Genomic DNA, 23,834 nt, shown 5'->3' on the forward strand with positions numbered 1-23,834 from the left:
CGCCTCAGATGTCGTTCGGTCGGGTCGTGGGGGCGTTCGCGAGGGCGGCGGCGGGTCGCGGGGCGCGGGTACGGCGTCGGTGCCGGATCGCGGACGCCAGATGGGACAGGAAGAAGAGGCCGACGGCGAGGGCCGAAACGGTCGCGCCGGCCGCGGTACTCAGATGCCAGGACAGGAGCAGGCCGCCGAAAGCGGCGGTCGCGCCCAGGGCCGCGGCCAGGACCATGACGCCTCGCACGCTGCGCGCCCAGGGCAGGGCGGCCGCCGGCGGGGCGATGAGCAGTCCGAGGACGAGCAGCGTTCCCACGATGTGGAAGGAGGCGACGATGGCCAGGGCCAGCAGACCGAGCAGCACGGCGTGCGCCAGACGGGGACGCAGGCCGAGCGTCCTGGCCTTGCGCTCGTCGAACGCCAGCGCCAGGAAGGCACGGTGACCGAGCACCGAGACGACCAGTGCCGTCGCCAGCGCCACCCCGAGGAGGGCCAAGTCGCTCTCGCGTACCGCCAGTACGTCACCGAAGAGGAACCCGGTGAGGTCCACGGCGAAGGACTGCGAGCGCGACACGATGATGACGCCGAGCGACAGCATGCCGACGAACAGCAGCCCGATACCGGTGTCCTGGGAGAGTCTCGGAGTGCGGTTGAGTGCCGTGACGCCCGCCGTCATGACGGCCGCGCTCACCACCGCCCCCACCAGCAGGTTGCCTCCGAGCAGGGCGGCGACCGCGACGCCCGGCAGCAGGCCGTGGGACATGGCGTCACCGAGGAAGGCCATCCCCCTCAGCACCACCCACGTCCCCGCGAGGGCGCAGATCGCCGACACCAGAATCCCGGCCCACAGGGCACGCTGCACAAAGGCCACCTCGAACGGGGCCGTCAACCACTCCATGCCCCGACACTACAATGACAATCATGTTCAATAAACACCGCCCGGAGCCTCGCGCCGCCGGCACGGACCATCGGCGCATACGCGTCACCGACCTGGACGCGGGTTACCCGGGCAGGCCCGTCCTCCACCAACTCACCACTGACATACCGGCGTTGGCCATGACGACGCTCGTCGGACCGAACGGCAGCGGCAAGTCCACGCTGCTCGGCGTGCTGGCCGGCGTGATCACCCCCACATCCGGACGGCTCCGGTACGCGCAGGGCAGCGCGCCGGCGTTCGTCCCACAGCGCGGCGCCGTCGGTGACGCGCTTCCCCTCACCGCGCGGCAGACGGTGGAGATGGGCCGCTGGGCCGAGCGTGGGCTGTGGCGGCGGCCGAGCCGCCACGACCGGGAGGCGGTCGATTCCGCGATGGCGCGTATGGGCGTCGCCGACCTCGCCGCCCGCCAGCTCGGCGAACTGTCCGGCGGGCAGCGCCAGCGTGTTCTGATCGCCCAGGGCCTCGCCCAGCAGTCCGACCTGCTGCTCCTGGACGAACCGACCACCGGGCTCGACCCCGAGTCCCGGGAGCGGATCACGGTCCTGCTGACGGACCTGGTCGCCGACGGCACGACCGTCGTCCAGGCCACGCACGACCTGGAGGCCGCCCGCGCGTCCGACGCCTGTCTGCTCCTCGGCGACGGACGGCTGCTCGGGCAGGGGCCGCCCGAGCGGGTCCTCACCCCCGCGGCCCTGTCCAGGATCTGGCAGCCCGCCTGAACCGGCCGCACCGGACCGACGTGCGGCCGTAGCGGTCCCCTCGCCGCCGCCCCCGCCGGTGAGCAGGGGTACGGCGGAGGACGTCGAGCCGGGCGGCGATCACCGGAACCCCGATCCCCGTCGGGCGGGGCGTCGGCGAAGATGGTCACGTCCACCGTCCACGTCAGCGAGGAGCTTTCGCGCAGATGGCCACTTCCGCACCCGGTCCGAGGCCGCCGACGATCGCCGACGTCGCGCGCCTCGCCGGTGTCTCGCGCACGACCGTGTCGCACGCCCTGAACGGACTGGGCAAGGTCGACCCCCGGACCCGGGAGCGTGTCCGGCAGGCCGCGGCGGAGCTGGGCTACCGTCCCAACCTGCGCGCGCAGCGCCTGCGTCGGGGGCAGGCGAAGGCCATCGCGCTTGCCTCCTCCATGCCGTTCGCGGTGGCGGGCGGGCCCTCCCGGCTCGGGTTCTACATGGAGGTCGCGGCGGCCGCCGCCGAGAGTGCCCTGCTGCACGACTACGCCCTCGTGCTCGTACCGCCCGTGCAGTCGGGTTCCGCGCTGTACTCCGTGGACATCGACGGAGCCATCGTGGTCGAGCCGGAGGTGGACGACGCGGCGGCCGCACAGCTGCGCGAACGGGGGTTGCCGTACGTGGCCCTCGGCCGGCCCGTCTCGCCGGACGAGGACGCCCCTTACGTCGATCTGCGCGGCGGCCTGGTGGCGGAGCTGCTCCTCGATCATCTGCGCGCACGGGGAGCGCGGCGGCCCGCGTTGATCGTGGGCTCCGGCTCCCGGCACTCGTCCGTCGACGCGCTCGCCGCCTACCAGCGGGCCACCGACCGCTACGGCTGGGAGCCGGTCGTGGCGCGCGTCGTGGAGTCGGGCGGCGAGCAGGCCGGGTACGAGGCCTGTGCCGCCCTGCTCGCCGAGCACCCGGAGACCGACGCCGTCTGCGCGCTCGTCGACGCGTTCGCGGTGGGCGCGGTGCGGGCGATCCGGGACAGCGGGCGGACCGTGCCGGACGACGTCATGGTCGTCACCCGCTACGACGGCCTGCGCGCCCGCACCTGCGAGCCACCGCTGACCGCCGTCGACCTGCACCTGGACCGTGCCGCGTCCGACGCGGTGGAACTGCTCCTGGCCCGGCTCCGCGGGGACACGGCCCCCGCGGCGACGACGGCGCCCCCACCACCACGGGTGATCGCCCGCGCGTCATCGGCCCGGGGGGCCGGGGCCTGAGGCGGGACCGGGGTCTGCCCGGGGACAGGGCCTGATTCCACCCGGGACCCGGCACGGGGACGGAGCCTGAAGCCGTACGGGACCCGACACGGGGACGGAGCCTGAAGCCGTACGGGACCCGGCACAGGGACGGAGTCTCAACCCGTACAGGACCCGGCACGGGGACGGAGTCTCAACCCGTACAGGACCCGGCACAGGGACGGAGTCTCAACCCGTACGGTCTCGCCCCCAATTCGGGGACGTGGCCCTCGGATTCGGGGGCGGCCCCCGAGCCTCGGGGCGGGTCCCCGGCTCGGGACCCGACACGGGCCACGGACCGCCATGCGACAAGCACCGGGTGATCCGCCACGGGCCGAATGCCAGGAACGGACCGGGAACCCGACACGGGCCGCCGTTCGGCGTGGCCGGGAGACCGGACATGGGCCGAGGATCCGCCGCGTACCGCCGCCAGACGCGGACCGGGAACGCACCACGGACCGGAGTGTTCAACACGGGCGCCGCCCGCCGGCATCGAGGGCCGGCACAGACCGGGGGCCGGCACGGACCGAGGCCCCAGCACGGTCCGGACCGGCCTGTCCCAGGCCGACAGTGGCAGGCCGGGCGGACCTGACCTCAGCCCCCCAGCATCAGCACCACCCCCGACACCAGCGCGAAGACCAGGACGAACAGCCGCATCCTGCGGGCGTCCAGGCGATGGTGCACCAGGCGGCTGAGCCAGGCGCCGAGGGCGATCGCCGGGAGGAGAAGGGCCGCCTGGCCCAGTTCGGCGGGTGCGGCCTTTCCCGTCGCGAAGAGCAGGAGCAGGGAGGCGACCTCGCCGACGAGGAAGCAGGCGGCGACCGTCGAGCGCAGTTCGGCGGGCGGCCGGTGCTGGTAGACCAGCGCGAGCGGCGGACCGCCCACCCCGGTCGCGGTTTCCGTCAGTCCGGTGACCGCCCCCGCGCCGACGTACGCCGCCCGCCCCGGCGCGAACGTGGGCGCCGCCAGGCTGACGACTGCCGCGAGCACCGTGGCGACGCCCACGAAGAGGCCGAGGCTGTGTTCCGGGATCAGCCAGAGCAGGGCCAGCCCGGCCGGCGTGGCGGCGAGTCTCGCCCCGGTGATCCAGCCGGCGCCGCGCAGGTCGAGCGAGGACCGTTCACGCCAGGCGACGTAGAGGTTGAGCGGGATCATCGACGCCAGGACGAACACCGGGACCAGACCGGGGTCGATGAACCCGGCGACGGGCGCGACGATCAGGGCGAAACCGAGTCCGCTGCTGCCCTGCACGAACGCGGCGACGACCACCGCCACGGCGAGAACCGCCAGCATCTGCGCACTCAACGCCGTGCACTCCCCTTCCGGACCCTCTGATCCCTCTCATCCTTCCGGGCCTTCTGGACTCCGCTGAGCGCCCGGGCCGCCGTCGACGTGGGGTGGACCCGGGTGACGTCGGCCCCGGCGACGGCGGCGCGGGCCAGTTCGGCCGCCCGGCTCACCAGCGCGGCCCCGTCCCAGCCGGCCGGCCGGCCCTGCCACATCCGCAGGCGTCCGCCGACGAAGACGGCGGTGATCTGGTCCCGGTTGCCCCGCCGGACGAGTTCCCACGGCAGGTCCCAGGTCAGGGCCAGTTCCGGGGTGTCGACGTCGACGAGGAGGAAGTCCGCCGCCTTGCCCCGTTCCACGGTGCCCGTCAGGGCGCCGAGGCCGAGGGCGTCCGCTCCCCCGTGGGTGGCGCGCTCCAGCCAGGTCCAGCCGGCGCCGCACGACGAGTCGCCGGTCGCCAGGCCGTACGCGAGCCGCTGGGCGAACTCGGCGGCGTCCGCCAGCCGGAAGCCGTCGCCGCGGGTGCCGTCGGTTCCGACGCCGAAGCGCACGCCGCGCTCGGCCAGCGCCGTTGCGGGCGCGACCGCGTTGCCCTTCCAGGCACTGGCGACGGGGTTGTAGCTGACGGCGGTCCCCGTGTCGGCGAGCAGGGTCACCTCCCGCGGGGTGAGGAGCGTGGCGTGCGCGGCGAGCAGCTGGGGGCCGAGCGCCCCGACGCTGTACAGGTGCTCGAGGGGGCGCAGTCCGTGCCGTACCAGGGAGCGTTCCACCGCGGCGAGGTGTTCGTTGACGTGGATCTGGACGACGGCGCCCGCTTCCGCGGCCATCCGGGACGCCTCGCGCAAGGTGTGTTCGGTGGCCGCCTCGGGGATCGACACGGCCAGCGAGGGATGCACGAGGGGGTCGCCGGTGTAGCGGGCGAGGTGCTTCTCCGCGTTCTCCAGGACCGCCGGGTCCGCGGGGGCGCCGGCGCCGTCCGCGTCGGCCGTGCCGTCCGCGTCGTTGCAGATGAGCCCGAGTACGCAGCGTATGCCGGCGTCCCGCGCGGCCGAGGCGACCACGTCCACGTCGACGTGGGCGCGGGTGCCCGCGTCGGCGATGGTGGTGAAGCCGCCGCGCAGTGCCTCCAGCGCCGCCAGCTTGGCCGCGGTGTAGGCCGACTCCTCGTCCAGCGCGCCCTCCAGCGGGACCCAGACGCGGCGGAAGATCTCGGACGGCTCCCCGAAGGCGAGCGCGGCGCCGAAGCTCTGGGTGAGGTGGTGGTGGGTGTCGACGAAGCCGGGCATCAGCAGGTGGCCGGGGGCTCGGACGGCGTTCAGGCGGGGGTGGGTGCGGGCCAGTTCGTCCGCCGGTCCCACCGCGGTGAAGCGGCCGTCGTCGACCACGACCGCCCAGCCGTCGACGGGGCCTTCGGGCAGCAGCACCGAGCCCGGTACGAGCAGGAGCGGGCCGGGGTGGGCGAGGGCGTCTCGGTCGGGTCGGTTCATCGGTCGCTTTCTGTGCGCGGTGTGGTCAGGCGGGCGACGACGCCGGGCCTGACGTGGTGGAACAGGATGTTGAGGACGACGGCCGTGAACGTGCCGACGGCCACGCCGCTTTCGAGCAGGATGCGGACGTTCGGCGGGAAGCCCCCGTACACGCCGGGCACGAGGATGGGCAGCAGGCCGAGGGCGAGGGCGACGGCGCAGACGAACGTGCTGGTGTGCTTGTCGAGGTCGGACCGGCCGAGCATCTGGACGCCGAGGACGGTGATGACGCCGAAGACGACCATGGCGGTGCCGCCGACGACGGGGGTGGGGATCACACTGATCGCGCGGGTGACGGGGGCGAGGACACCGATGGCGATGAGCACGACGCCGGCCGCGGCGGTGACGAAGCGGCTGCGTACGCCGGTGACGCGGACGATGCCGATGTTCTCGCCGCTGGTGACCATGAGCGGCAGGCCGAAGAAGCCCCCGAAGAGCGAGGTGAGCGCGTCACCGCGGACGGTTCTGGGGACGTCGGTGCGGGTGTCGATCCGCTTGCCGACGGCCTCGGCGTTGATCACGGTCTGGCCGGTGGCCTCGGCCATGGAGGCCAGGGTGTAGAGCATGAGGGGCAGCGCGGCGACGAGGTTGAACTCGGGCGAGCCGAAGGGCATCAGGTGCGGCAGGTTCACCAGGCCGCCGCCCACCGCACCGGCGCCCGACCCGTCGATCGCGCCGGTCGCGGCCGCGAGGACGGCTCCGGCCAGCAGGCCCAGCATGACGGCGAGTTGACGCAGGACGCCGGTGAAGAACAGGTAGAAGGCGACGGTGAAACCGATCGTGGCCATGCCGAGGCCCAGGTTGCCGGGGTCTGCGAAGCCGGGCGAGCCCGGTTGGCCGGTGACCAGCACGGCACCGACCTTCACCAGGTTGACGCCGACGATGACGATCATCGTGCCGATGACGAGGGCGGGGAAGTACGCGAGGAGGCGGGAGAAGAGGGGCAGGACGACGAAGGTGAACACCGCCGTGAGGATCACCGCCCCGGTGGCGGTGCGCAGGCCGTGCTGTTCGGCGATGGCGAGGAAGAGGATGAGCGGTGCTCCGCCCGGCAGCATCACGAACGGCAGCCGGGGACCGAACTTCCAGATGCCGAGCGACTGGACGAGGGATCCGACGCCGGAGAGGACGAAGGCCGCCGAGAGCAGGTCCACGGTGAGACCGGTGCCGAGCCCGAGGGTGGCGCTCATGAGGAAGATCGCCGAGATGGGGGTCGCGGCCATCACGAGGACGTGCTGGACGCCGAAGAGCAGGATCCGGCCGAGCGGACGCGCCTCGTCCACGGGGTGCACCCCGTCCCGGGCGCCGGCCTCCCCGGCCGGGCGCGGGGCGCCGACGTCGGACGGGGGCGGGGGGCAGCCGTCGGACGGGGGCGGGGGGCAGCCGTCGGACGGGGAGAGGCCGGACGGAGGCCGGGGGCCGTCGGGGCCGGCGCCCTCGGCGCGGGGGTGCCCGTCCGGGCGGGCGGTCCGCACGGTGTGCGACTCGGGGCTCTGCGGGGCCGGGCCGGGGCTCGGCACCGGGTCTGCCGGGGGGCGGTTGTGACGGGGACTGGACACGTTTCGGGCTCCGTTCGGGCATACGGGCACGTTCGGATTCTCAGCCGCGATCCGGCCCTGGACGGAGAGCCAAATCGATTTGGCCAAATCGATTTGGCCGTCAGTATGCGGAGCCTCCCGCGTCGCGTCAAGGGCCGGGGGCGGCACTCGCCCGTCGCGTCAGGCACCGGGGGCGGCGCCTGGCGACTCCCGGCCCCGGCTCCTCCACGGTGATACGGAGGCCGTCTGGGGCCGGCGACGACGGGCCGTTCACCGGCCCCGCGCCCGCCTTCTCCGAGCGGATGACGCGCTTTTCCTTTACAGCGGCAAATCATGGAACTCGAAAGCCGGAGTTTCCGCCGGATCGGGTGAGCATATGCCCCGAACCGCTACACTCCCCGCACGTGATGCAGCCGACAAGTGGTCCGTCCCATCGGTCGGTCAGGGGGAAAGTGTGCGCAAAGAGAGTTGGACCGTCGAATTCGAGCGGCCTTCCGATTTCGAAGCGTCGGTCCAGCGGGAGATCCGCGGTGCCCTGCGGAACATCCCCCTCGGCACCGATGCGTCACAGGACGGACACTGGCCAAAGGGCCTCAGGGAAGTGCGGGTGCTGCGCCGGCTCTCCGGGGGACGCAGCGGCTCCGCGGTCCTCGAGATCCGCCTGCTGCTGGAGGACGGGGACAGCCTCCTCCAAGTCGCCAAACTCTCCGACCGCGACCACGCCGTGAAGGAGTACCGGGCCGCGGCACCGGTGGCGCGGCCAGAGCGCTTCCCCATGCATCTGGACATCGTCGCCGCCAGCCGGGACGTCCTGGAGGCCGGTCCCGCGAACCCGTACGCCTCCGGTCTTCAAGTGGTCGTCTACCAGCATCTGGAGGACCGGCACGGCACGCGTGGCGACACCCGGTCGCTGGAAGAGGTGGTGGCGCAGGGCGTCGCCGACGAGGCATTCACCGAATCGGCGTGCGAGTCGTTGCGTCATACGCTCACCGACCTGGCCGACCAGTTCCACCGGGTGGCGCAGAAAAGCAGTCTTTCCCTGGGGCACCTGAACAGCACGCTGGGAACGGACCTGCACCTGTATTTCGAACGGATCAAGCCCCAGGACGGCCAAGGTGTCGATCTCGACCTGGGAATCACCGCTCCCAGCCGTGAGGAAGTCGAGGCCGAACGCTGTGACGAGGAGGACGTGCTCCTCAGCTCCTCCTCGCCCCCCGGCGACAAGCGCACGATCTGTTCCGGTCGCCGGGTGACGCTCCTTCTGGAGGAGCCGGCCCTGGGTCGCGAGAAGCTGGTCGGCCGCATCGACCGGGCGCGCGTCGAAGCCGTGGCCCAGGGCAGCGCTCGCGAGAAGGACCTCCGCCGGGAGCTGGAGGGCAGCTCCCCGCTCCGCGTGAGTGCGAACGTCCTGCACACGCGTGCCGAGCTCCGCTCACAGCTGCTCAAGACCAAGCTCTCGTCGTTCGGGCACGTCGAGGAGACCGCCGAGGAGCTGGCCTGCGACGGCGTCCGCGTCGCCCATCCGCTGCGTGAGCTGTACGCGATCCTGCACCGCGCAGAAGATGCTCGCGTCACCGGCACCGTGCACGGCGACCTGAACCCGCGCAACGTCCTGCTCCGGGGCGACCGCACCTATCTGATCGACTTCGCCGACGCCGAGCCGGACGGTCTGACGCTCACCGACTACGCATGGCTCGAGGTGTGCCTCCTGCGGGAACTGGAGGACTCCGGTCTCGCCTGGCGCGAGCTGCTCGTCCTGCAGCGGCAACTGGCCGTGATGAGCAAGTTGTTCGTCTTCGTCGACGACGAGTGCCTGGACAAGATCCTCGCCGCGCTGGTCGACGCCGGTCCGGGTCCTCTTGGACGGTGCCTGGCCCTGCTGTGGGAGATCAGACGCGCGGCTCTGCTGCTGGAGCGGCGGCACTGCTCGCCCCAGGACGCGCAGCGGCACCTCTTCGAGTACCTGACCCTGGCGGCGTTACGGCCGTTGAAGTTCCCGGAGGAAGAACAGAGCCCGTTCCGGGTGGCGGTGTGCGCGGCGACGGCCGGCGTGGCGGCGGAGGCCCTGCGGGGGGAGCCGGCCGGCCTGTTCTCCTCGTGGGAGCCCGATCAGGCGGCCACGCTCATGCGCGCACTGCTCGACTCCGGGCAGGCGCACCGTCCCGGCGCCGTCGACCTGCTCATCGGCGCCCGGGAGGCGGCCTGGACGGCCGGGCACGAGGAACTGGACGTCGACGGCGACCTGTTGGGTGCCCTGTTCCGGGGACCGCTGTCGGAAACCCTCGATCAGCAGCGTGAAAACTGCGCGAACCCGGTCCCGTTCATCTCGTTGACCGGTCGAGTCCTGCGCCCGGGCGAACCTTTCGTCCAGCAGGGCGACGGGGCGCTCGCCATGGACCCCAGGCCCGCCACCGAACTCCTGTGGTCCCACGAACGCTCGGTGCTCGTCGGCGACTGCGGGGCGGGGAAGAGCGCGACCGTCAGGGAGTTGCAGGCACGGCTCATCAGGGGCGGGATCGAACCCCAGTACCATCTGGACTCCCACCCGCCCTTGTGCTGGCCTCTCGAGCTGAACGCGCTGCGCGTCAGCGAGTACCTGCGCACATGGCGGACCGCCGCCGCAGACGCCGCCGAGGCGGTACCCGGCGCCGCGAAGCCCGCCGTCGAGCAACTCCTGTGCGAGTGTGCCGAGCTGGGCGATGTCGACGGGTCCGTGATCACGGCGGTGCTGCGGCTGGGCGGCGTGTACGCGGTCTTCGACGAACTGCACAAGGTCGACGCCGAGGAGAAGCCCTTCGTGCTGGACTGGATCCGGGACCTCGGTGCCGCCTTCCCCGCCCTGCGCATGACGGTCTGCCAGCGCGGCGGTGACTACCAGCCCAGCGCTCTGGGGTGGCCTGCGGTGGTGCTGCACAGGGTCAGGGCCCCTCAGGCGCGCGAGTACATCGAGGACCGGATCCGCCGGCGGGACCAGGTGACGTGGCGGACCCGCGTCGACAGTCTCCAGCAGGCGGTGTTCGACGACCCGGAGGCGGGCAGTCTGCGCGACCTCGCCGCCAAGCCGCTGTTCCTGCGCATCCTGGTCGACCGCTACCTCGAGGAAGAGGCCGTCAGCACCACCAACCCGGGCAAGCTGGTGGAGGAGTACACCCGGGGTCTCATCGCCGGCGTCGACGACCGGGAAGTCGAACGTCGCATGAAGCTCCTGGCACACCTGGCCGGCGACATGGACGCCTTCGGCGCGGCCATCCGGTACGAGGACGCGGTGAAGTCCCTGGAGCGGTTACGTCCCTTCAACGCCAGGGATTCCCTCGAGGCGCTGCTGCGCAGTACGGCCGTCGTCACCGACCCGTCGGGCAGATGGGTGGCTTTCGACAACCCGGTCATCCACGCCTACTTCGCGGCCACCGTCCTCGCCCAGGAGGAGGACTCCGACAAGGTCGCCGATCGCATCCTTCAGTTCCACTGGCGGGAGGCCGCCCAGCTGCTGGTGGCCAATCCGCAGACGCCGCAGGACATGGTCGAGCACATCCTGCGGACCGCGCTGGACGCCAACCTCGTGTACGGGGCGTGGTTGCTGCAGGCCGCCCCTCCCGGCCGGTTCGGAAAGCTGCGGGACCGGCTCCTGCGCACGCTCACCGCGCAACTGGAGGCCGGGGACAGCGGCCAGCCGGCCTGGCGGCAGGCGGCGTACGGCTTCGCGAAGTACGGCACCCCGGACGCGCTCCGGGCACTGCGGACGACCGCCATGGACGCTGCGGCACCGGCGGCGGCCGAAGCGCTGGACGGCCTGGTGATGATGCACCAGTGGTTCGTGCCGGGCGCCCGGAAGGCACTCACGGAGGTCGTGAGCCACCTGCTGGACGCACAGCCGGACGACGTCGATCAGGACCTGACCGTACGGGCCGTACGGTCGATCGCCACGACCCGGCTGTACGAACTCGTCGGCTACTTGTGGGACCGCGTCCGGACCGACGCACCGTGGCCGGTCATCCGGCAGGCCTGGCAGGCACTGGCCCAGTTGAACGTCCGGCCCAGCGACGCCGTGCGCCGGACCTACACCGAGGCGTGCCGACGCAGACTTCCCGAGACGCTCACGGAGCTGTCGCGGACCGCCGATGCCACGACCGTCCATCAGCTCCATCTCGAACAGCGGGACATCCTGACCGTCCTGGCCGGCATCGGTGATCTCTCCACCCTGCTGGAGTACCGCTTCCGGACCGGCCTGGCCGACGACATCACCTGGCACCCGCTGCTGACCACCGCGGCGGAGCACTGCGAGGACACCGGTCCGGCACGGCTGCTGCGCGACGGCGAGGACGTCGACTGGGACGCGTTGCTCGACCGGGACGACGACACCACGATGGTGCTGGCCTGCCACATGCTGCTCCATCGCGGCCGGACGCTGCCCGTCACCCGCGTGCAGCAACTCGCCGCCGACGCCTCGCCCACGCGGCTGCTGGCACTCGCCGCCTTCGTGCACACGCTGAACGGCCACGAGATGCCCGCCGTAGATGACATCGTGCACGCCTACACGGACCGGCTCGACGAGGGGTATCTCGAACCCTTGTCGGCGCTCGTCCGCGCGGTCAGCAGCCACGACCTGGAGGCCCGGCCCCGAGCGGCCCTGCTCCTCGACGAGGCCACCCGTCGCCCGGGCCGCGCTCCGAGCGTGTACTGGCCGTGGGCCCCGGCATGGCGCGAGAGCGTCCCCGACCGCTCCGAGATCGACCTCTTCGCACAGGCTCCCCGTCTCGACGACGGCGAAATGCTCAAGTTGCTCGGCACCACCGACGTCCTGCTCGACGCGCCGCCCTTCGACCCGGTGCCCCTGAGCGAGGAACGGCGCTCGCGCCTCGAGCGACTGCAACCGGACGACCCCGGCGGTCTGGACGCGCACCGGTTCGTGATGCTGGCCGCCAGCACGGGACTCCACCAGGCGCTGAGCTTCGTCCGCGCGGCGGCGGGCCACCCCGGCAACCGGACCACCACCGTGGTGCACTCCCACCCGCTGCACGGCGTCCAGACCGTCGTCCCGGCCGCCCACGCCGTCGCCGCGATCGGCTACCTGAGCCTCCTGGCGGCCGAGGAGCACCCCACGGCCGGCCGGCTCGTCTCCACCGCGTACAAGGAGCTCAACAGCATGATCCTCGCTCCGGACGAGGCCCATCCGAGTCTGCGGCGGGCGCGTCTGGTGGGCATGGGCTTCCTCGGCGACTGGACGGAGATCCTCGAAGGGCTGGAGCCCGACGATCCGGTGATGCACCACGCCGCCTGGAACATCGTCATGCACTGGGTGCCGGGACCGTGGACGCCCCCTTCGGAGGACAAGGACCCGCTCGTCAGCGTCGCGCGCTCGATCAGCGAGCGCTTGCGGCAGAGCGGGATCCCGTCCCCCACACGAGCGGCGCTCGTCCACATCCGCGACAGTGCGGAGACACGAATGGGGCGCTATGTCCGGTAAGTTCCGTGCGGTGTCGTCCGTCTCACAGGCCCATCTCCTTCTTGGCGGCGTCGATCACCGCCCGCCGGGCCCGGGACGCGGCCGCCAGCGCCTCGTCGCGCTCCGGCCCCGCGGGCACATCGTGCACCTGACGCTGCCGGCGCAACAGCGACTCCCCCGCGTCCACCACTCCGTCGGCGGCCAGCAGCCGCAGCCGCGTGAGCTGACTGCGCATCTCCCTGTACTCGGCCAGCAGCGGCTCGGCGTAGGCGTCCGTACCCGCCGTCCCCCCGGCCGTGTCGGAATGCCGCCAGCTCGCCTCGAGGAAGGCCACGAAGGCGTCCGTCAACGCGTCCCGCGCCCACCGGTGCCGTTCACGTCGTCCGCCGACGACCGTCGTGACGACCAGCGTCGCCAGACTCGTCACGGCCGCGGCCCAGGCCGCCCATGCGCTCGCATCCATAGGGCACTGATTGTCGCAATACGGCAGCCCGCGCACGGCAGTTCGCTCCAGAACGCCAAACTCACCCCTTCGCGCTCTAGCCGAGCCCCGTCGCCATGCCGGACCATGGGCGGGCACGGCACCCCCGCACCGGTCGACCCACACGCCAACACCTCGCCAAACCGGCATCGCAGGAGTGACCAGCCATGACGGATTCCGCAGCAACAGCGCCCACGACCGGCTCGCCGAGCCGGACGGTCGCCGACCTTCAGCGCGCCCTGGCCCAGCGCCTCGCTTCCAATCCGCTGTTGAACAGTGAATCCGGATGGCGCTCCCTGACCGCGCGCCTGGCCCGGCAGGGCGGGCCGTTCCCGCCGGCCCCCGCCCCCGCCGACGGCGACGGCGACGGCGACGGCGCACAACCGGCGGACCGCATCGGTGAGCTGGTCGCGGCCTGCGGTGACCAGGCGGACGACGCCGAAGCCCTCGCCGACGCCCTCGACCACGTCACCCGCGATCCGGGCCTCGCCCTGCCCCTGCGCACCGTCGCGGACTGGCTCACGGCCAGGACGCTGCTGTCCGACGCCGAACTGGACGAGCTGAGAGGCCTTCTCGACCAGGTGCCGGCCCACCAGGCCGCCGCGGCCGCCCAGGCGTGCCTGCCCTTCCTGGCGGCCGACCTGCCGGCGCACTGCACCGGAACCTGGCCCACCACCCTGCACCTGCTGCGCCGCAACATGCTGCCGACCGGCCTGCCTCCCCTCCTGGCCTACCTGGAGCACCTGGCCGCGGCCAGACCGGCTCAGGCGAGCGCCTTACACGCCTGGGCGGGGAGCAAGGCCGAGGACTGGGGGCTGACCGAGGAACTCCAGGCGTGCCGCACCGCGGCCGCCGACTTCGTCCTGCCCGAACGGTCACCGGCCCGGGTCATGTTCGTGCTGTTGCCCGACGGGCTGCAGAAGGACACCTACACCCTGCGCATGTGGCACCGCGAGGGGGCACGCGCCAAGCCGGCGCTGCGGGACGAGGACACCCAGGCCGTAAGCCACACCGAGCTCAGGCCCACCGTCGCGCAACGCCTGAGGCAGTGGGTGCAGGAGACCAGTGAGGCCGTCCTGGACGACATGTGCGTCGAGTTCTGGCTTCCGCTGCCGCTGATCAACGAGCCCGTCTGGGACTGGTGCGCGGATGCCACCCAGCCGGCCCGCCCGGCGCGCACGGTGCTCATCCGAAGCCTGGACCGGCTGCAGATCCCCACGATCCAGTCGGCGTGGCGCGCCAGGTGGGACAGCCTCATGCACGCTTCGGAGGAAGCGGAGTCCCCGGACCGGGGCACGGCCGTCTCCGCCCCGCACGACGCCGAGCCGGACCGGGAGTCCGCCGCGTCCCGGAAGTCACAGGACCCCGTCATCCTCAAGAGCCCGCCCAGTGACAAGGAGGGACGCCTGCAGTTCCTCGACGCCCTGCGCAACGGGGCCCCGGCCATCCTGTGGCACCGGCTGGACTGTTCGGCCGCCTTCCAGAGCGCCGCCCTCCGGCTGATCGGCGCGGGCCCGCTCCAGGAGTTGCCGGACCGCATCAGCGCGCTGCGCGCGGACCACCGGCGTTCGACCTCCGCCGACGACGCCGTCACCGACATCACGCTGCTCTGGGACGATCCGACCCACACTCTGCCCACCCTGCACAGTCTGGTCGCCCCCAGCGAGGCCAGGGTGCTGTGAACACTCATCCGGACGGCAACTGGCTCATCACCAGCACACCACAGGACAACCGGCGCCAGTTCTTCTCCCTGCGCCCACGTCCCTTTCCGGCGCCCGATCTCTTCTCCGAGCCCCCGGACGACTGGCCGCGTCCGGCTCCGGTGCCGGCCGTGCCGGCGGCGGCCAGTGCCCTGCGGGCCCTGGAAACTCTCGATCCGACGGCGCAGGCGAACACCCCCACACTTCCCAACCTGCCCGGCGCGAGCCCCTATCCCCGGGCGAGGCCACCGGCGTGGGACCTGGTCCTCATCATCGACACCGGTGCCTCCATGGCGGCGTGGTACGACAGCATCAAGGCCTTTGTCGAAAGTGCCTACAAACTCGCCCACTTCGCGCACATCCCGGTCATCAGCCTCCACAGTCAGGGATTCGATCCGATGCGCCCGGTCTTCGACGCGGCGGAGGTGGGGCGGGCGGGTCTCGGGGACGAGACACGGAAGAAGATCATCCTCGTCATCACCGACGCGGTGGGGCCGGCCTGGGAAGGAGAGCCGCTGAAAAGCCGGCTCGCCGGCTGGGCGGCGGTCCATCCCCTGGCCGTCCTCCACGTCGCACCGCACCCCCACTGGAGCCGGTCCGCCCTGGCCACCCGGCCCCTGAACCTCAGGTCTCCCGAACTCGGCGGGCCGAACACGACGTTCGAGGTGCAGACCCCGGACGACGCCGCCCTCGACGCACTGGTGCCGGCGGAGCCCGTGCCCGCGAACAGCGTCGTCATCCCCGTCCTGGAGCTCAGCAAGCGCTGGATCGAACAGTGGTGCCGACTGCTCAACTCCAGCAAGTGGGTGAGCCAGCAGGCCATAGTGGTCGGCCCTGGCGCCGACGCGGGGGAGGGCCCGGACGGGGTGAACCCGGCGGACGCCGCCCGGGCGACCCAGCCCCGCGTGCCGGCACCCCGGCAGGAGGCGTGCGCCGAGCCGACCGCGGAACAGCGTGTCGTCGAGTTCCTCGAGAAGGCGCTCGGCGACACCTGCGAGCTGACCGTGCTGCTGGCGGCCGCTCCCCTCAACCGGCACATCATGCAGCTCATCGCCTATCACCTGATGCCCCAGACCGGCCCGGAGCATCTCGCCGAGATCCTCAGCAGCGGTCTGCTCCAGGTCGTGGACGCGAACGACCCCCGCAGCACTCCGTACCACCGCATCGTCTTCGACTTCCTGCCGGGAGTGCGGATGCAGTTGCTGTCCCGGCAGCGGGACGGAAGGCGGGACTGCTACGAGGTGGCGCAGCTGATCGACAGGTACCTGTCGCCGGCCGTTCCGGAGGTCGAAGGTCTCGCCGTACGCATTCGACAGCTCACGCCGCCGGACTCCGTCGACGTGACCTACGAGAACCTCCATTTCCTGGAGGTGGAGCGGGACATCTTCCACGCGCGCATCCCGCACGCCCGGGCCGACACCGTCCATCGCCTGGGAGAGAGGATCGATCGCTTCAAACGGGGCGGGACCCGGGATCAGCCGCCCACCAGTCGTTGACAAGTGCGCCCTCGGCCCGAATTCTGGCATGAGCACGTCCAGCACCACGCATCACGTGCACCAGGGCACCACCACGCGGCGCGGTCACACCGCATTCAACGGAAGGACGCTCCATGGCGCAGAAGATCGAGATCCGTCCGCTGGACAAGAAGGAAACCACCGGCGACAGCAACAGTCAGGGCGCCTGAACCAGGGGGCGTGGTCCGGCGCCGTCGCGGCGCCAGACCATGCTCTGCCCGGCCTCGGCCGCGGTCTGCGGCTCGTCCGGTTCGACCCGGAGCAGCCGGTAGCCGATACGGGGCGGGATGCCGGCGCTGCGGACGTTGGCCCGGTCGCAGTGGATCTCCATGGCTGTGACGCCGGGGAGCCCCAGTCCCTCCTCGGTCAGCGCGGCCGCGGCCCGGGTGGCGAGGCCGCGGCCGGTGGCCGGGGAGCACACCCAGTAGCCGATCTCCAGGACGCCCTCCTCGCCGTTCGGGAACATCGCGCCCCCGCCGATCACCCGGTCCCGGCGGCCCGGCGGGGTCAGTACGTAGACGAAGGACCGGCCGGCGTCCCAGTCCGCGTCCTGTTCGGCGCGGAAACCCTCCGTCTCCTCGCGGGTGGGCGGGTGCTGGGCCCAGCGAAGCCACTCCCCCAGGTGCTCGACGTCGGCGGCGACCGCGTCGATGAACGCGTCGTCGGACACCAGGGAACGCCGTCGCAGTACGCAACCGTCCGGCAGTTCGATGTTCTCTCGCGGAAGCCTGGAAAGAGTTCCCTCTGTCATGCCAGCATCTTGGCCCACCCGACCGCCCACTTGAAGGGGGCCCGCACGGGTCCGCGCCGCGATGCCCCACCGCGAAGCCCCCGGTCTCAGGCCTGCGGCCGCTCGGGTCTGCGCCCGGCGGTCTCAGGCCGGCGCCCCCGGTGACCGGCCGGCCCGCCGGGTGAAGCGCCGCAGGCCGCGGCGGGTGGGCTTGAGGGGCTTGTCCTCGGGGGCGGCCGGGGCCGGCTCCGCACCGGAACCCGCGGGCAGGGCCGCGGGCGCGGACGCCGGCGGCGGTACGGAGCGGCCGCCCTGTGCGAGCCGGCTCCGTACGGCCTGGGCCATGGCCTGGTGGGCCGGTTCCTGCAGCAGCCCGGCCGCGGACAGCCGCTCCCACATGTGCAGGAGTTCCTGCCCCCGGGTGGCCACCTGCCCCTCGTCCCACAGCCGTTGCCATGCCGCGGTGGCCCGGGCCACGTCGGGAGCGGCCCGGTGCAGGTCGGTGCGGCAGCGGATGCGGGCGACGGTCAGCGCGAGGACGGTGGAGAGCATGTGGTCGCCGCGCTTGTACGCGAGATACGCCTCGATCGCCCGGGCCTCCAGCGACAGTTCGTCCTCGGCGCCCCGGCGCAGCGTGAGGTGCTCCCGCAGCGCGCTGGCGAGGACGAAGGCGGCGTGCAGCTCCTCGCGCTGCGCGTGCTGGATGATGCGCCCGACGCGGGCGAGCGGAGGGAAGGCGGCCTCCTCCGCGGCGGTGCGCTCGTGCCCGGGCGGCAGGTCGTCCTCGTCGGCGATGGTCCGGCTCGACCCGTCGGGATGCACCCGCAGCCGCGCCACCTGCTGCACGGTGCGGTCGATCACGGTGGCCGCCACCGGCGCCCCCAGGGTACGGGCGAACATGGCGACGGCGTCGAGGATCGCCTCGTTGGGCGGCCGCATGCCGCCCATCTCCAGCAGGTGACCGTTGACCACCGTCGACCCGTCCTCGGCCACGTAGGCGTCGAGGCGGATCAGCGGCGCGGCGCCGAGCGCGGGCAGGTTCCCCTCGTCACGGGGGGTCAGCGAGTGGGTCATCCGCTCAGACTCCGGGTCGTACGACGCCGAGGACGGGCATGGAGGCGGCCGGCGCGGTCGTGATGGAGCGGCCGGGCCGCGGTGCGTGGACGATCTGTCCGCCTCCGATGTACATGCCCACGTGGGTGGCGTCGTTGTAGTAGATGATCAGGTCCCCGGGGCGGGCGGAGGACAGGCCGACGCGGGTCAGACCGCTCCACTGTGCCTGCGAGGTACGGGGAATGGGGTGTCCGGCCGCCGCCCACGCCGCGGAGGTGAGTCCGGAGCAGTCGTACGAGGACGGGCCCACGGCGCCCCACACGTACGGTTTGCCGATCTGCGCCATCGCGAAGCCCACGGCCTTGCCGGCGGCCCCGCTCACCTGCGTCCCGCCGCCGGGCCCTTTCCCCTTGCCCTTGCCCTTCCCCGCCGAGCCGCCGGAGGAGCCGCCCGAGTCCGTCCACCTGGCCTCGGCCTCTTTCTCCCGCTCCTTCTCCAACTGGGCCAGTCTTCGGGTCTGTTCCTCTTCGAGTCCCGCCTCGATCCGCTCGGCCGTGGCGATCTTCTTCTCGATCTTCTGCTTCGCCGCCGCCTTGTCCGCGCGGCTGCTCTCGAGCTTCCGCAGCTCCTTCGTGGCGGCCTCGGTCTGCTCGCTCAGCTCCCGACGGGCGGTCTGCTGGGTCTCCGAGACGTTGACCAGTCCGCGCATGGCCTGGCGGGCCTGGGACGCCTCGTCGAGGGCCGACTCCGGGTGGTCGCCGAGTAGCAACTGGATACCGGTGGCGGCGAGATCGCCCCCGCGGTACTGGGTGCGCGCGGCCGCGCCGGCGAGGGAGTGCAGGTCCTTCACCCGCTTCTCGGCACGGGTCAGGTCCTTGCGGAGGGTGGTCAGTCGTTTCTCCTGCTCGGTGGCCTTCTCGTTGGCGGCGTTGTACGCCTCGGTGGCCACCTCCGCCTCACGGTACAGGCCGTCCAGTTCGTCGCGGATGTCCTCGATCGACTGGCCGGTGTTCGGGTCGGGTTCGCCCGGGGCCGCGTAACCGGGGCCGGGCAACAGGACGATCGCGCAGACGAGGGCCGCCGTGGCGCCCCGGCTCCGTAACCGTCTGCCGCCGGTCGACACGTTCATGAGCTCCACTCTCAGAGGTCGCGTGCGGGCGGCCCGGACGGCTGCCGTCGCGCTCGCCACCGCAGGTCACGCGGTGGGCCGTTCGAGCCTTGAACACACTACCTTCCCCCGAACGGCCCACCCCGGTCTCCCCGGGCGTGTCAGCTTGCTCACACGCAACTGTTCATCGAGCGGTACTCAGTCGTGCCAGGTGTCGTCGAGAGTGATCCTCGTGGAGTTCACCGTCGCGATGCGGTTGGCGCCTCCCTCCCAGGTGACGTCGCCCGCCTCGTCCTTGCGGATGTACTTGTACTCGAAGGACGTGCCTTCGGGGAGTTCCACGTCCCGCTTCCACACCGGGTAGGCGGCCGGGTCGAGCGGGATCGCGCCGGCCGGGTCCCAGTCGCCCAGCTCCGGCCGGTTGCCGGTGACGTAGATGTTCTGGCCCCAGCTGGTGGTGGCGTTGACCGCGAAGGACACGCCGGAGGTGACCGGGTCGGGGTCGCCGGGAGCGGTTCCGCCGTCGCAGGAACGGGCGCCCACGTGCAGGGCCACGGCCGTGTTGGCACCCAGGGTGGCGGTGAACCGTCCTGCCCCGTCGACCGTGACACCCTTGCCCGACTGGACGTCGCAGTAGTCCCCCGCGGGCAGCGACGTCTGGAACGTACGGGTCAGCGCGGTGCCCTCGTGGTTGATGGCGACGTACGCCTTCGAACCGCGCCCGAAGGCGATCTGGTCGCCGCCGTTGTCCCACCAGTCGGTCACGGCCTGGCCGCGGGCGGTGTTGCGGAAGCCGACCATGGAGGAGATCTCGCGCCAGGCGTGCTGGCACTTCCAGCCGTCGCTGTAACAGGCGTTCACCTGGCCGCCGTCCGGCGGACCCGCGTCGTGGTCGGTGAACTCGTAGCCGGAGTGGACGTCGGGGCTGCCGTACGGCCAGGCCAGCATGAACACGTGCGCCAGGGTGTAGGTGGCGCCGTCCTTGTAGGTGAGGGTCTCGCCGTTGCGTTCGGTGTCGTGGTTGGCGACGAAGACGGCGGCCTGGTCCGAGGGCAGGTAGCCCCATGACTCGCCGAAGTTCTTCAGGTAGGCGAGGTTCTCGTTGTTGAAGACGCGTTTGAGGTCGCGCGCGTAGCGGAACTCCTGTACGTCGCCGCTGCCGAGGTACTCGGCCGGGGACACGGCCTCGCCCGCGCCGTAGATGGCCTCGTGCTTCCAGTACACGTCGGGTTTGCTGAGCCGGGACTTGATGTCGGCGAGGTCGGCGGCGGCCATGTGTTTGGCCGCGTCGATGCGGAAGCCGTCGACGCCGAGGGAGAGCAGGTCGTCGAGGTATCCGGCGATCTTCCCCCGTACGTAGGGCTCGCCGGTGTCCAGGTCCGCGAGGCCGACCAGCTCGCACTCCTGGACGTTGAAGCGGTCGCCGTAGTTGTTGATCTGCGAGGTGCAGTTGTCGAGGTCGTTCGACGAGTACAGGCCGGGATAGTCGTACTTGGTGTACGACGAGCCGCCGGTACCCGTGCCGTTGCCGGCCGACATGTGGTTGATGACCGAGTCGGCGACGACCTTCACGCCGGCCGCGTGGCAGGTGTCGACCATGTTCTTGAACTGGGCGCGGTCACCGAGGCGGCCCGCGATCCGGTAGCTCACCGGCTGGTACGAGGTCCACCACTGTCCGCCCTGGATGTGCTCCTGGGGCGGCGAGACCTGGACGAAGCCGTAGCCGGCCGGGCCGAGGGTGTCGGTGCACGCCCGGGCGACGGACGTGAACTTCCACTCGAACATCACCGCAGTGACGTCCTTGTCCCCGGGCGGGGCCGCCTGGGCCGGCGCCGCGGTGGCGAGGAGGCTGCCGGCCACGCCGGCGGTGAGGGCCAGCGCGGTGGCGGTCACTCTTCGCGCTGTGCTGGTGTTCCCGTGCATGGAGTCTCCCGTGTGAGGATGCGGGTGTCTCGGGGGGCAGGGTGCCTACGGGTGTCCGGGGAGTCGACATCCGTCGTGAAATGCGTTGCAGAAGGGGTCTGCAAGAGGTTGCGGTCGTGACCGTAAGGGCGCCGTTCAACGAAGGTCAACCCTTCGCGCAGCCCGAGAAGTTGAAGCGCGACCTCTTTACGAAGCCACCGGGTACGGGTAACTTCCGGCTGCCGTAAGAGCTTTCTGCAACTTTCCATCCCCCTTTCCAACTCCTGGGTGTGCGATCGTCCGCGACCCGCGCCGCCTGCCTGCCGGCGCCTGCCTGCGCGACCTCGGCCGTGTGCCGGAAGCCCGGCGCTTGTACGCCTCCGGTCCCCTGGGCGGCGGGTAGTCCACGAGCCGGAACTCGCGCCGTCCCTCCCCCGTCCTGACTGGTGGGAATGCCGGCGAGGACGAGGGAACGGGGTGTGATGACCGACTGGACGGCCTGGACGGGCGGGCGGGGTCGGGTGCTCGCCGGGGCTGGGGTGGTCACCGCGCTCCTGCTGTCGTTCCACGGGGCGGTGCCCAACCGCGTGGGAGGGCTGGGGAGTCTGCTGGAGTCCTTCCTGCCGTGGCTCGGCGCGGTCGTCGTGGTGCTGCTCGTCCTGGCGGTGGTGCGTCGCTCGGCGTTCGCCCTGGTGGCTCTGCTGCTGCCGGCGGCCGCCTGGACGTACCTCTTCGGCGGGCTGCTCCTGCCCGCGCCGGACCCCGCCCCCGACGACCTGGTCGTGGTGCAGCACAACGTCAGCGACGAGAACACCGACCCCGCCGGCACGGCGCGTGCCCTGGCCCGTGCCGAGCCCGACCTCGTCGCGCTGGAGGAACTGGTGCCGCCCGCGCTGGAGGTCTACGCGCAGACCCTCGCCCCCGACTATCCGTACCGGGTGGTCCGGGGCACCGTCGGGCTCTGGTCCAAGTATCCGCTCTCCGGCTCCCGTCCCCTCGACATCAAGCCGCGGGGCATCGAGGAGGAGTGGGAGCGCGGGCTGCGGGCCGTGGCGCACACTCCGCGCGGCGACGTGGCCGTCCATGTCGCGCACCTGCCGTCGGTGCGGATGGGCGCGGGCGGACTCGCGTCGTCCCGGCGGGACGAGAGCGCCGGTCTGCTGGGCGACGCCCTGGCCGCGGAGGAGTTGAGCAGAGTGGTGCTGCTGGGCGACCTCAACGGCACGGTGGACGACCGGGCGCTGGATCCCCTGACCGCCCGGCTGAACGTGGCCGAGCGGGGCCTCGCCCTCAGCTTTCCGGCCGGCTTCCCGCTGGTCCGGATCGATCAGGTCATGGCTCGCGCGGGGACCGTCGGCGCCGTCCGGGCCCTGCCCGCCACCGGCAGCGATCACCTTCCGGTCCTCGCCCGGATCAGCTGGCACTGAAGCAAGCCACTTGCGGCGTTTGCGTTAGCCTTTCGTCTGTGACGCGACGACTTGCTCAGGTGGCGAAGAAGGTTGGGGTCAGCGAGGCCACGGTCAGCCGGGTGCTCAACGGCAAGCCGGGGGTTTCCGAGGCGACCCGGCAGTCCGTGCTGAGCGCGCTGGACGTGCTGGGCTACGAGCGGCCCACCCAGTTGCGGGGCGAGCGCGCCCGCCTGGTCGGGCTGGTCCTGCCCGAGTTGCAGAACCCCATCTTCCCCGCGTTCGCCGAGGTCATCGGCGGCGCGCTGGCCCAGCAGGGGCTGACCCCGGTGCTGTGCACGCAGACCAAGGGCGGCGTCTCCGAGGCGGACTACGTCGAGTTGCTCCTCCAGCAGCAGGTCTCCGGCGTCGTCTTCGCGGGCGGACTGTTCGCGCAGGCCGATGCCCCGCACGACCACTACCGGCTGCTCGCCGAGCGCAACATCCCCGTGGTACTGATCAACGCGTCGATCGAGAACCTCGACTTCCCTTGCATCGCCTGCGACGACGCGGTGGCCGTCGAGCAGTCCTGGCGGCACCTGGCGTCCCTCGGTCACGAGCGGATCGGGCTCGTGCTCGGCCCCTCCGACCACATCCCCTCCCGCCGCAAGCTGGCCGCCGCCCAGGAGGCGGCCCGGGCCGCGGACGCGGAACTCCCCGAGGAGTTCGTCGAGCGGGCCATGTTCTCCCTGGAGGGCGGCCAGGCAGCCGCCACCCGCCTCCTGGAACGCGGCGTCACCGGCATCATCTGCGCCAGCGACCCCCTCGCCCTCGGCGCCGTCCGCGCCGCCCGCCGCCGCGGCCACCACGTCCCCCACGACGTCTCCGTCGTCGGCTACGACGACAGCGCCTTCATGACCTGCACCGAACCACCCCTCACCACCGTCCGCCAACCCATCGAAGCCATGGGACGCGCCGCCGTCGACCTCCTCTGCGCCCAGATCCAAGGCACCGAAGTCCCCCACGGCGAGCTGCTCTTCGAACCCGAACTCGTCGTCCGCGGCTCCACCGCACAGCCGTCCGCCGGCTAGCAGAGGTCTCATCACCCCCCTTTGGCCGCAAGTTCCTTGCGGGAATTGACAGCCGCTTGCGAGTACCCGACGTAGCTCGTGAAAGCCGCTGATCCGCGGCATGCCCAGGCGCCTGTCCGGCCCTCATCGACCCCACCGTGCCCTGCCGTACGGTGACTTCACGCTGCCCATCCTGTAGACGACTC

At 71.9% G+C, this 23,834-nt stretch carries 16 protein-coding genes; 7 read left to right on the forward strand and 9 right to left on the reverse strand.

The features are described from left to right. Positions 1–4: 4 nt before the first annotated feature. Complete coding sequence (gene aztB, locus NI25_RS04050; RefSeq protein WP_061441108.1) at positions 5–889, reverse strand: zinc ABC transporter permease AztB; 885 nt, start codon at positions 887–889, stop codon at positions 5–7. A 14-nt stretch (positions 890–903) separates the two neighbouring features. On the opposite strand from aztB, the gene aztA reads away from it, so the two are divergent. After that, entirely contained in the window at positions 904–1,647 is a 744-nt protein-coding gene (aztA, locus tag NI25_RS04055; protein WP_078884500.1) for a zinc ABC transporter ATP-binding protein AztA, read from the forward strand. A gap of 185 nt (positions 1,648–1,832) precedes the next feature. After that, the gene (locus NI25_RS04060; RefSeq protein WP_061441110.1) at positions 1,833–2,873 is read left to right on the forward strand and encodes a LacI family DNA-binding transcriptional regulator; all 1,041 of its coding nucleotides are present in this window, start codon (positions 1,833–1,835) and stop codon (positions 2,871–2,873) included. 612 nt (positions 2,874–3,485) lie between these two features. Here NI25_RS04060 and NI25_RS04065 read toward each other — a convergent pair. The 3 genes from NI25_RS04065 to NI25_RS04075 are packed head-to-tail and all read right to left on the reverse strand — an operon-like array spanning position 3,486 to position 6,996. Next, positions 3,486–4,196, reverse strand: coding sequence for a sulfite exporter TauE/SafE family protein (locus NI25_RS04065; RefSeq protein WP_061441111.1), 711 nt, complete (start codon positions 4,194–4,196; stop codon positions 3,486–3,488). Next, a complete protein-coding gene (locus tag NI25_RS04070) occupies positions 4,193–5,665 on the reverse strand; it encodes an amidohydrolase family protein (RefSeq protein ID WP_061441112.1) in 1,473 nt (490 codons plus the stop codon). Before NI25_RS04070 ends, NI25_RS04065 begins: the two co-directional genes overlap by 4 nt. Then, positions 5,662–6,996 carry a uracil-xanthine permease family protein gene (locus NI25_RS04075; RefSeq protein WP_061446741.1) on the reverse strand — a complete coding sequence of 445 codons (1,335 nt, stop codon included), beginning with the start codon at positions 6,994–6,996 and terminating at the stop codon, positions 5,662–5,664. The genes NI25_RS04070 and NI25_RS04075 overlap by 4 nt, the downstream gene beginning before the upstream one ends. 853 nt (positions 6,997–7,849) lie before the next feature. Between NI25_RS04075 and NI25_RS04080 the strand changes: the two genes are divergently transcribed. Beyond that, a complete protein-coding gene (locus tag NI25_RS04080; protein ID WP_061441113.1) occupies positions 7,850–12,706 on the forward strand; it encodes a hypothetical protein in 4,857 nt (1,618 codons plus the stop codon). A gap of 22 nt (positions 12,707–12,728) precedes the next feature. On the opposite strand, the gene NI25_RS04085 is transcribed toward NI25_RS04080, so the two are convergent. Further along, positions 12,729–13,148 (reverse strand): hypothetical protein, encoded by a 420-nt coding sequence (locus NI25_RS04085; RefSeq protein ID WP_148315102.1) that lies wholly within the window; start codon positions 13,146–13,148, stop codon positions 12,729–12,731. Positions 13,149–13,333: 185 nt separating this feature from the next. Between NI25_RS04085 and NI25_RS04090 the strand changes: the two genes are divergently transcribed. Both NI25_RS04090 and NI25_RS04095 read left to right on the forward strand, forming a co-directional pair. Then, positions 13,334–14,848, forward strand: coding sequence for a hypothetical protein (locus NI25_RS04090; protein ID WP_061441115.1), 1,515 nt, complete (start codon positions 13,334–13,336; stop codon positions 14,846–14,848). Beyond that, a complete protein-coding gene (locus NI25_RS04095; RefSeq protein WP_061441116.1) occupies positions 14,845–16,362 on the forward strand; it encodes an SAV_2336 N-terminal domain-related protein in 1,518 nt (505 codons plus the stop codon). The genes NI25_RS04090 and NI25_RS04095 overlap by 4 nt, the downstream gene beginning before the upstream one ends. A 175-nt stretch (positions 16,363–16,537) precedes the next feature. Here the strand turns inward: NI25_RS04095 and NI25_RS04100 are convergent, their stop codons facing one another. From NI25_RS04100 to NI25_RS04115, 4 genes are all read right to left on the reverse strand, one after another. Then, positions 16,538–17,131, reverse strand: coding sequence for a GNAT family N-acetyltransferase (locus NI25_RS04100; RefSeq protein WP_061441117.1), 594 nt, complete (start codon positions 17,129–17,131; stop codon positions 16,538–16,540). 123 nt (positions 17,132–17,254) lie between these two features. Further along, positions 17,255–18,184 (reverse strand): hypothetical protein, encoded by a 930-nt coding sequence (locus NI25_RS04105; protein WP_061441118.1) that lies wholly within the window; start codon positions 18,182–18,184, stop codon positions 17,255–17,257. 4 nt (positions 18,185–18,188) lie between these two features. After that, on the reverse strand, positions 18,189–19,292 hold the full coding sequence (locus NI25_RS38270; protein ID WP_061441119.1) for a C40 family peptidase: 1,104 nt from the start codon (positions 19,290–19,292) through the stop codon (positions 18,189–18,191). Between the two features lie 177 nt (positions 19,293–19,469). Continuing rightward, positions 19,470–21,194 carry a carbohydrate-binding module family 20 domain-containing protein gene (locus NI25_RS04115; RefSeq protein WP_061441120.1) on the reverse strand — a complete coding sequence of 575 codons (1,725 nt, stop codon included), beginning with the start codon at positions 21,192–21,194 and terminating at the stop codon, positions 19,470–19,472. Between the two features lie 461 nt (positions 21,195–21,655). On the opposite strand from NI25_RS04115, the gene NI25_RS04120 reads away from it, so the two are divergent. Together NI25_RS04120 and NI25_RS04125 are read left to right on the forward strand one after the other, a co-directional pair. Next, positions 21,656–22,600, forward strand: coding sequence for an endonuclease/exonuclease/phosphatase family protein (locus tag NI25_RS04120; RefSeq protein WP_078884501.1), 945 nt, complete (start codon positions 21,656–21,658; stop codon positions 22,598–22,600). Positions 22,601–22,638: 38 nt separating this feature from the next. Further along, a complete protein-coding gene (locus NI25_RS04125) occupies positions 22,639–23,649 on the forward strand; it encodes a LacI family DNA-binding transcriptional regulator (protein ID WP_061441121.1) in 1,011 nt (336 codons plus the stop codon). Positions 23,650–23,834 lie beyond the last annotated feature (185 nt).

The organism is Streptomyces sp. CCM_MD2014 (assembly GCF_000772045.1).
GTDB classification, from domain to species: Bacteria; Actinomycetota; Actinomycetes; order Streptomycetales; family Streptomycetaceae; genus Streptomyces; species Streptomyces salinarius.

Excerpts from the sequence above, each read along its gene's own strand:
- aztB (WP_061441108.1), bottom strand. The coding sequence starts at position 889 with ATGGAGTGGTTGACGGCCCCGTTCGAGGTGGCCTTTGTGCAGCGTGCC.
- aztA (WP_078884500.1), top strand. The coding sequence starts at position 904 with ATGACAATCATGTTCAATAAACACCGCCCGGAGCCTCGCGCCGCCGGC.
- NI25_RS04060 (WP_061441110.1), top strand. The coding sequence starts at position 1,833 with ATGGCCACTTCCGCACCCGGTCCGAGGCCGCCGACGATCGCCGACGTC.
- NI25_RS04070 (WP_061441112.1), bottom strand. The coding sequence starts at position 5,665 with ATGAACCGACCCGACCGAGACGCCCTCGCCCACCCCGGCCCGCTCCTG.
- NI25_RS04085 (WP_148315102.1), bottom strand. The coding sequence starts at position 13,148 with ATGGATGCGAGCGCATGGGCGGCCTGGGCCGCGGCCGTGACGAGTCTG.
- NI25_RS04090 (WP_061441115.1), top strand. The coding sequence starts at position 13,334 with ATGACGGATTCCGCAGCAACAGCGCCCACGACCGGCTCGCCGAGCCGG.
- NI25_RS04100 (WP_061441117.1), bottom strand. The coding sequence starts at position 17,131 with ATGACAGAGGGAACTCTTTCCAGGCTTCCGCGAGAGAACATCGAACTG.
- NI25_RS04105 (WP_061441118.1), bottom strand. The coding sequence starts at position 18,184 with ATGACCCACTCGCTGACCCCCCGTGACGAGGGGAACCTGCCCGCGCTC.
- NI25_RS38270 (WP_061441119.1), bottom strand. The coding sequence starts at position 19,292 with ATGAACGTGTCGACCGGCGGCAGACGGTTACGGAGCCGGGGCGCCACG.
- NI25_RS04115 (WP_061441120.1), bottom strand. The coding sequence starts at position 21,194 with ATGCACGGGAACACCAGCACAGCGCGAAGAGTGACCGCCACCGCGCTG.
- NI25_RS04120 (WP_078884501.1), top strand. The coding sequence starts at position 21,656 with ATGACCGACTGGACGGCCTGGACGGGCGGGCGGGGTCGGGTGCTCGCC.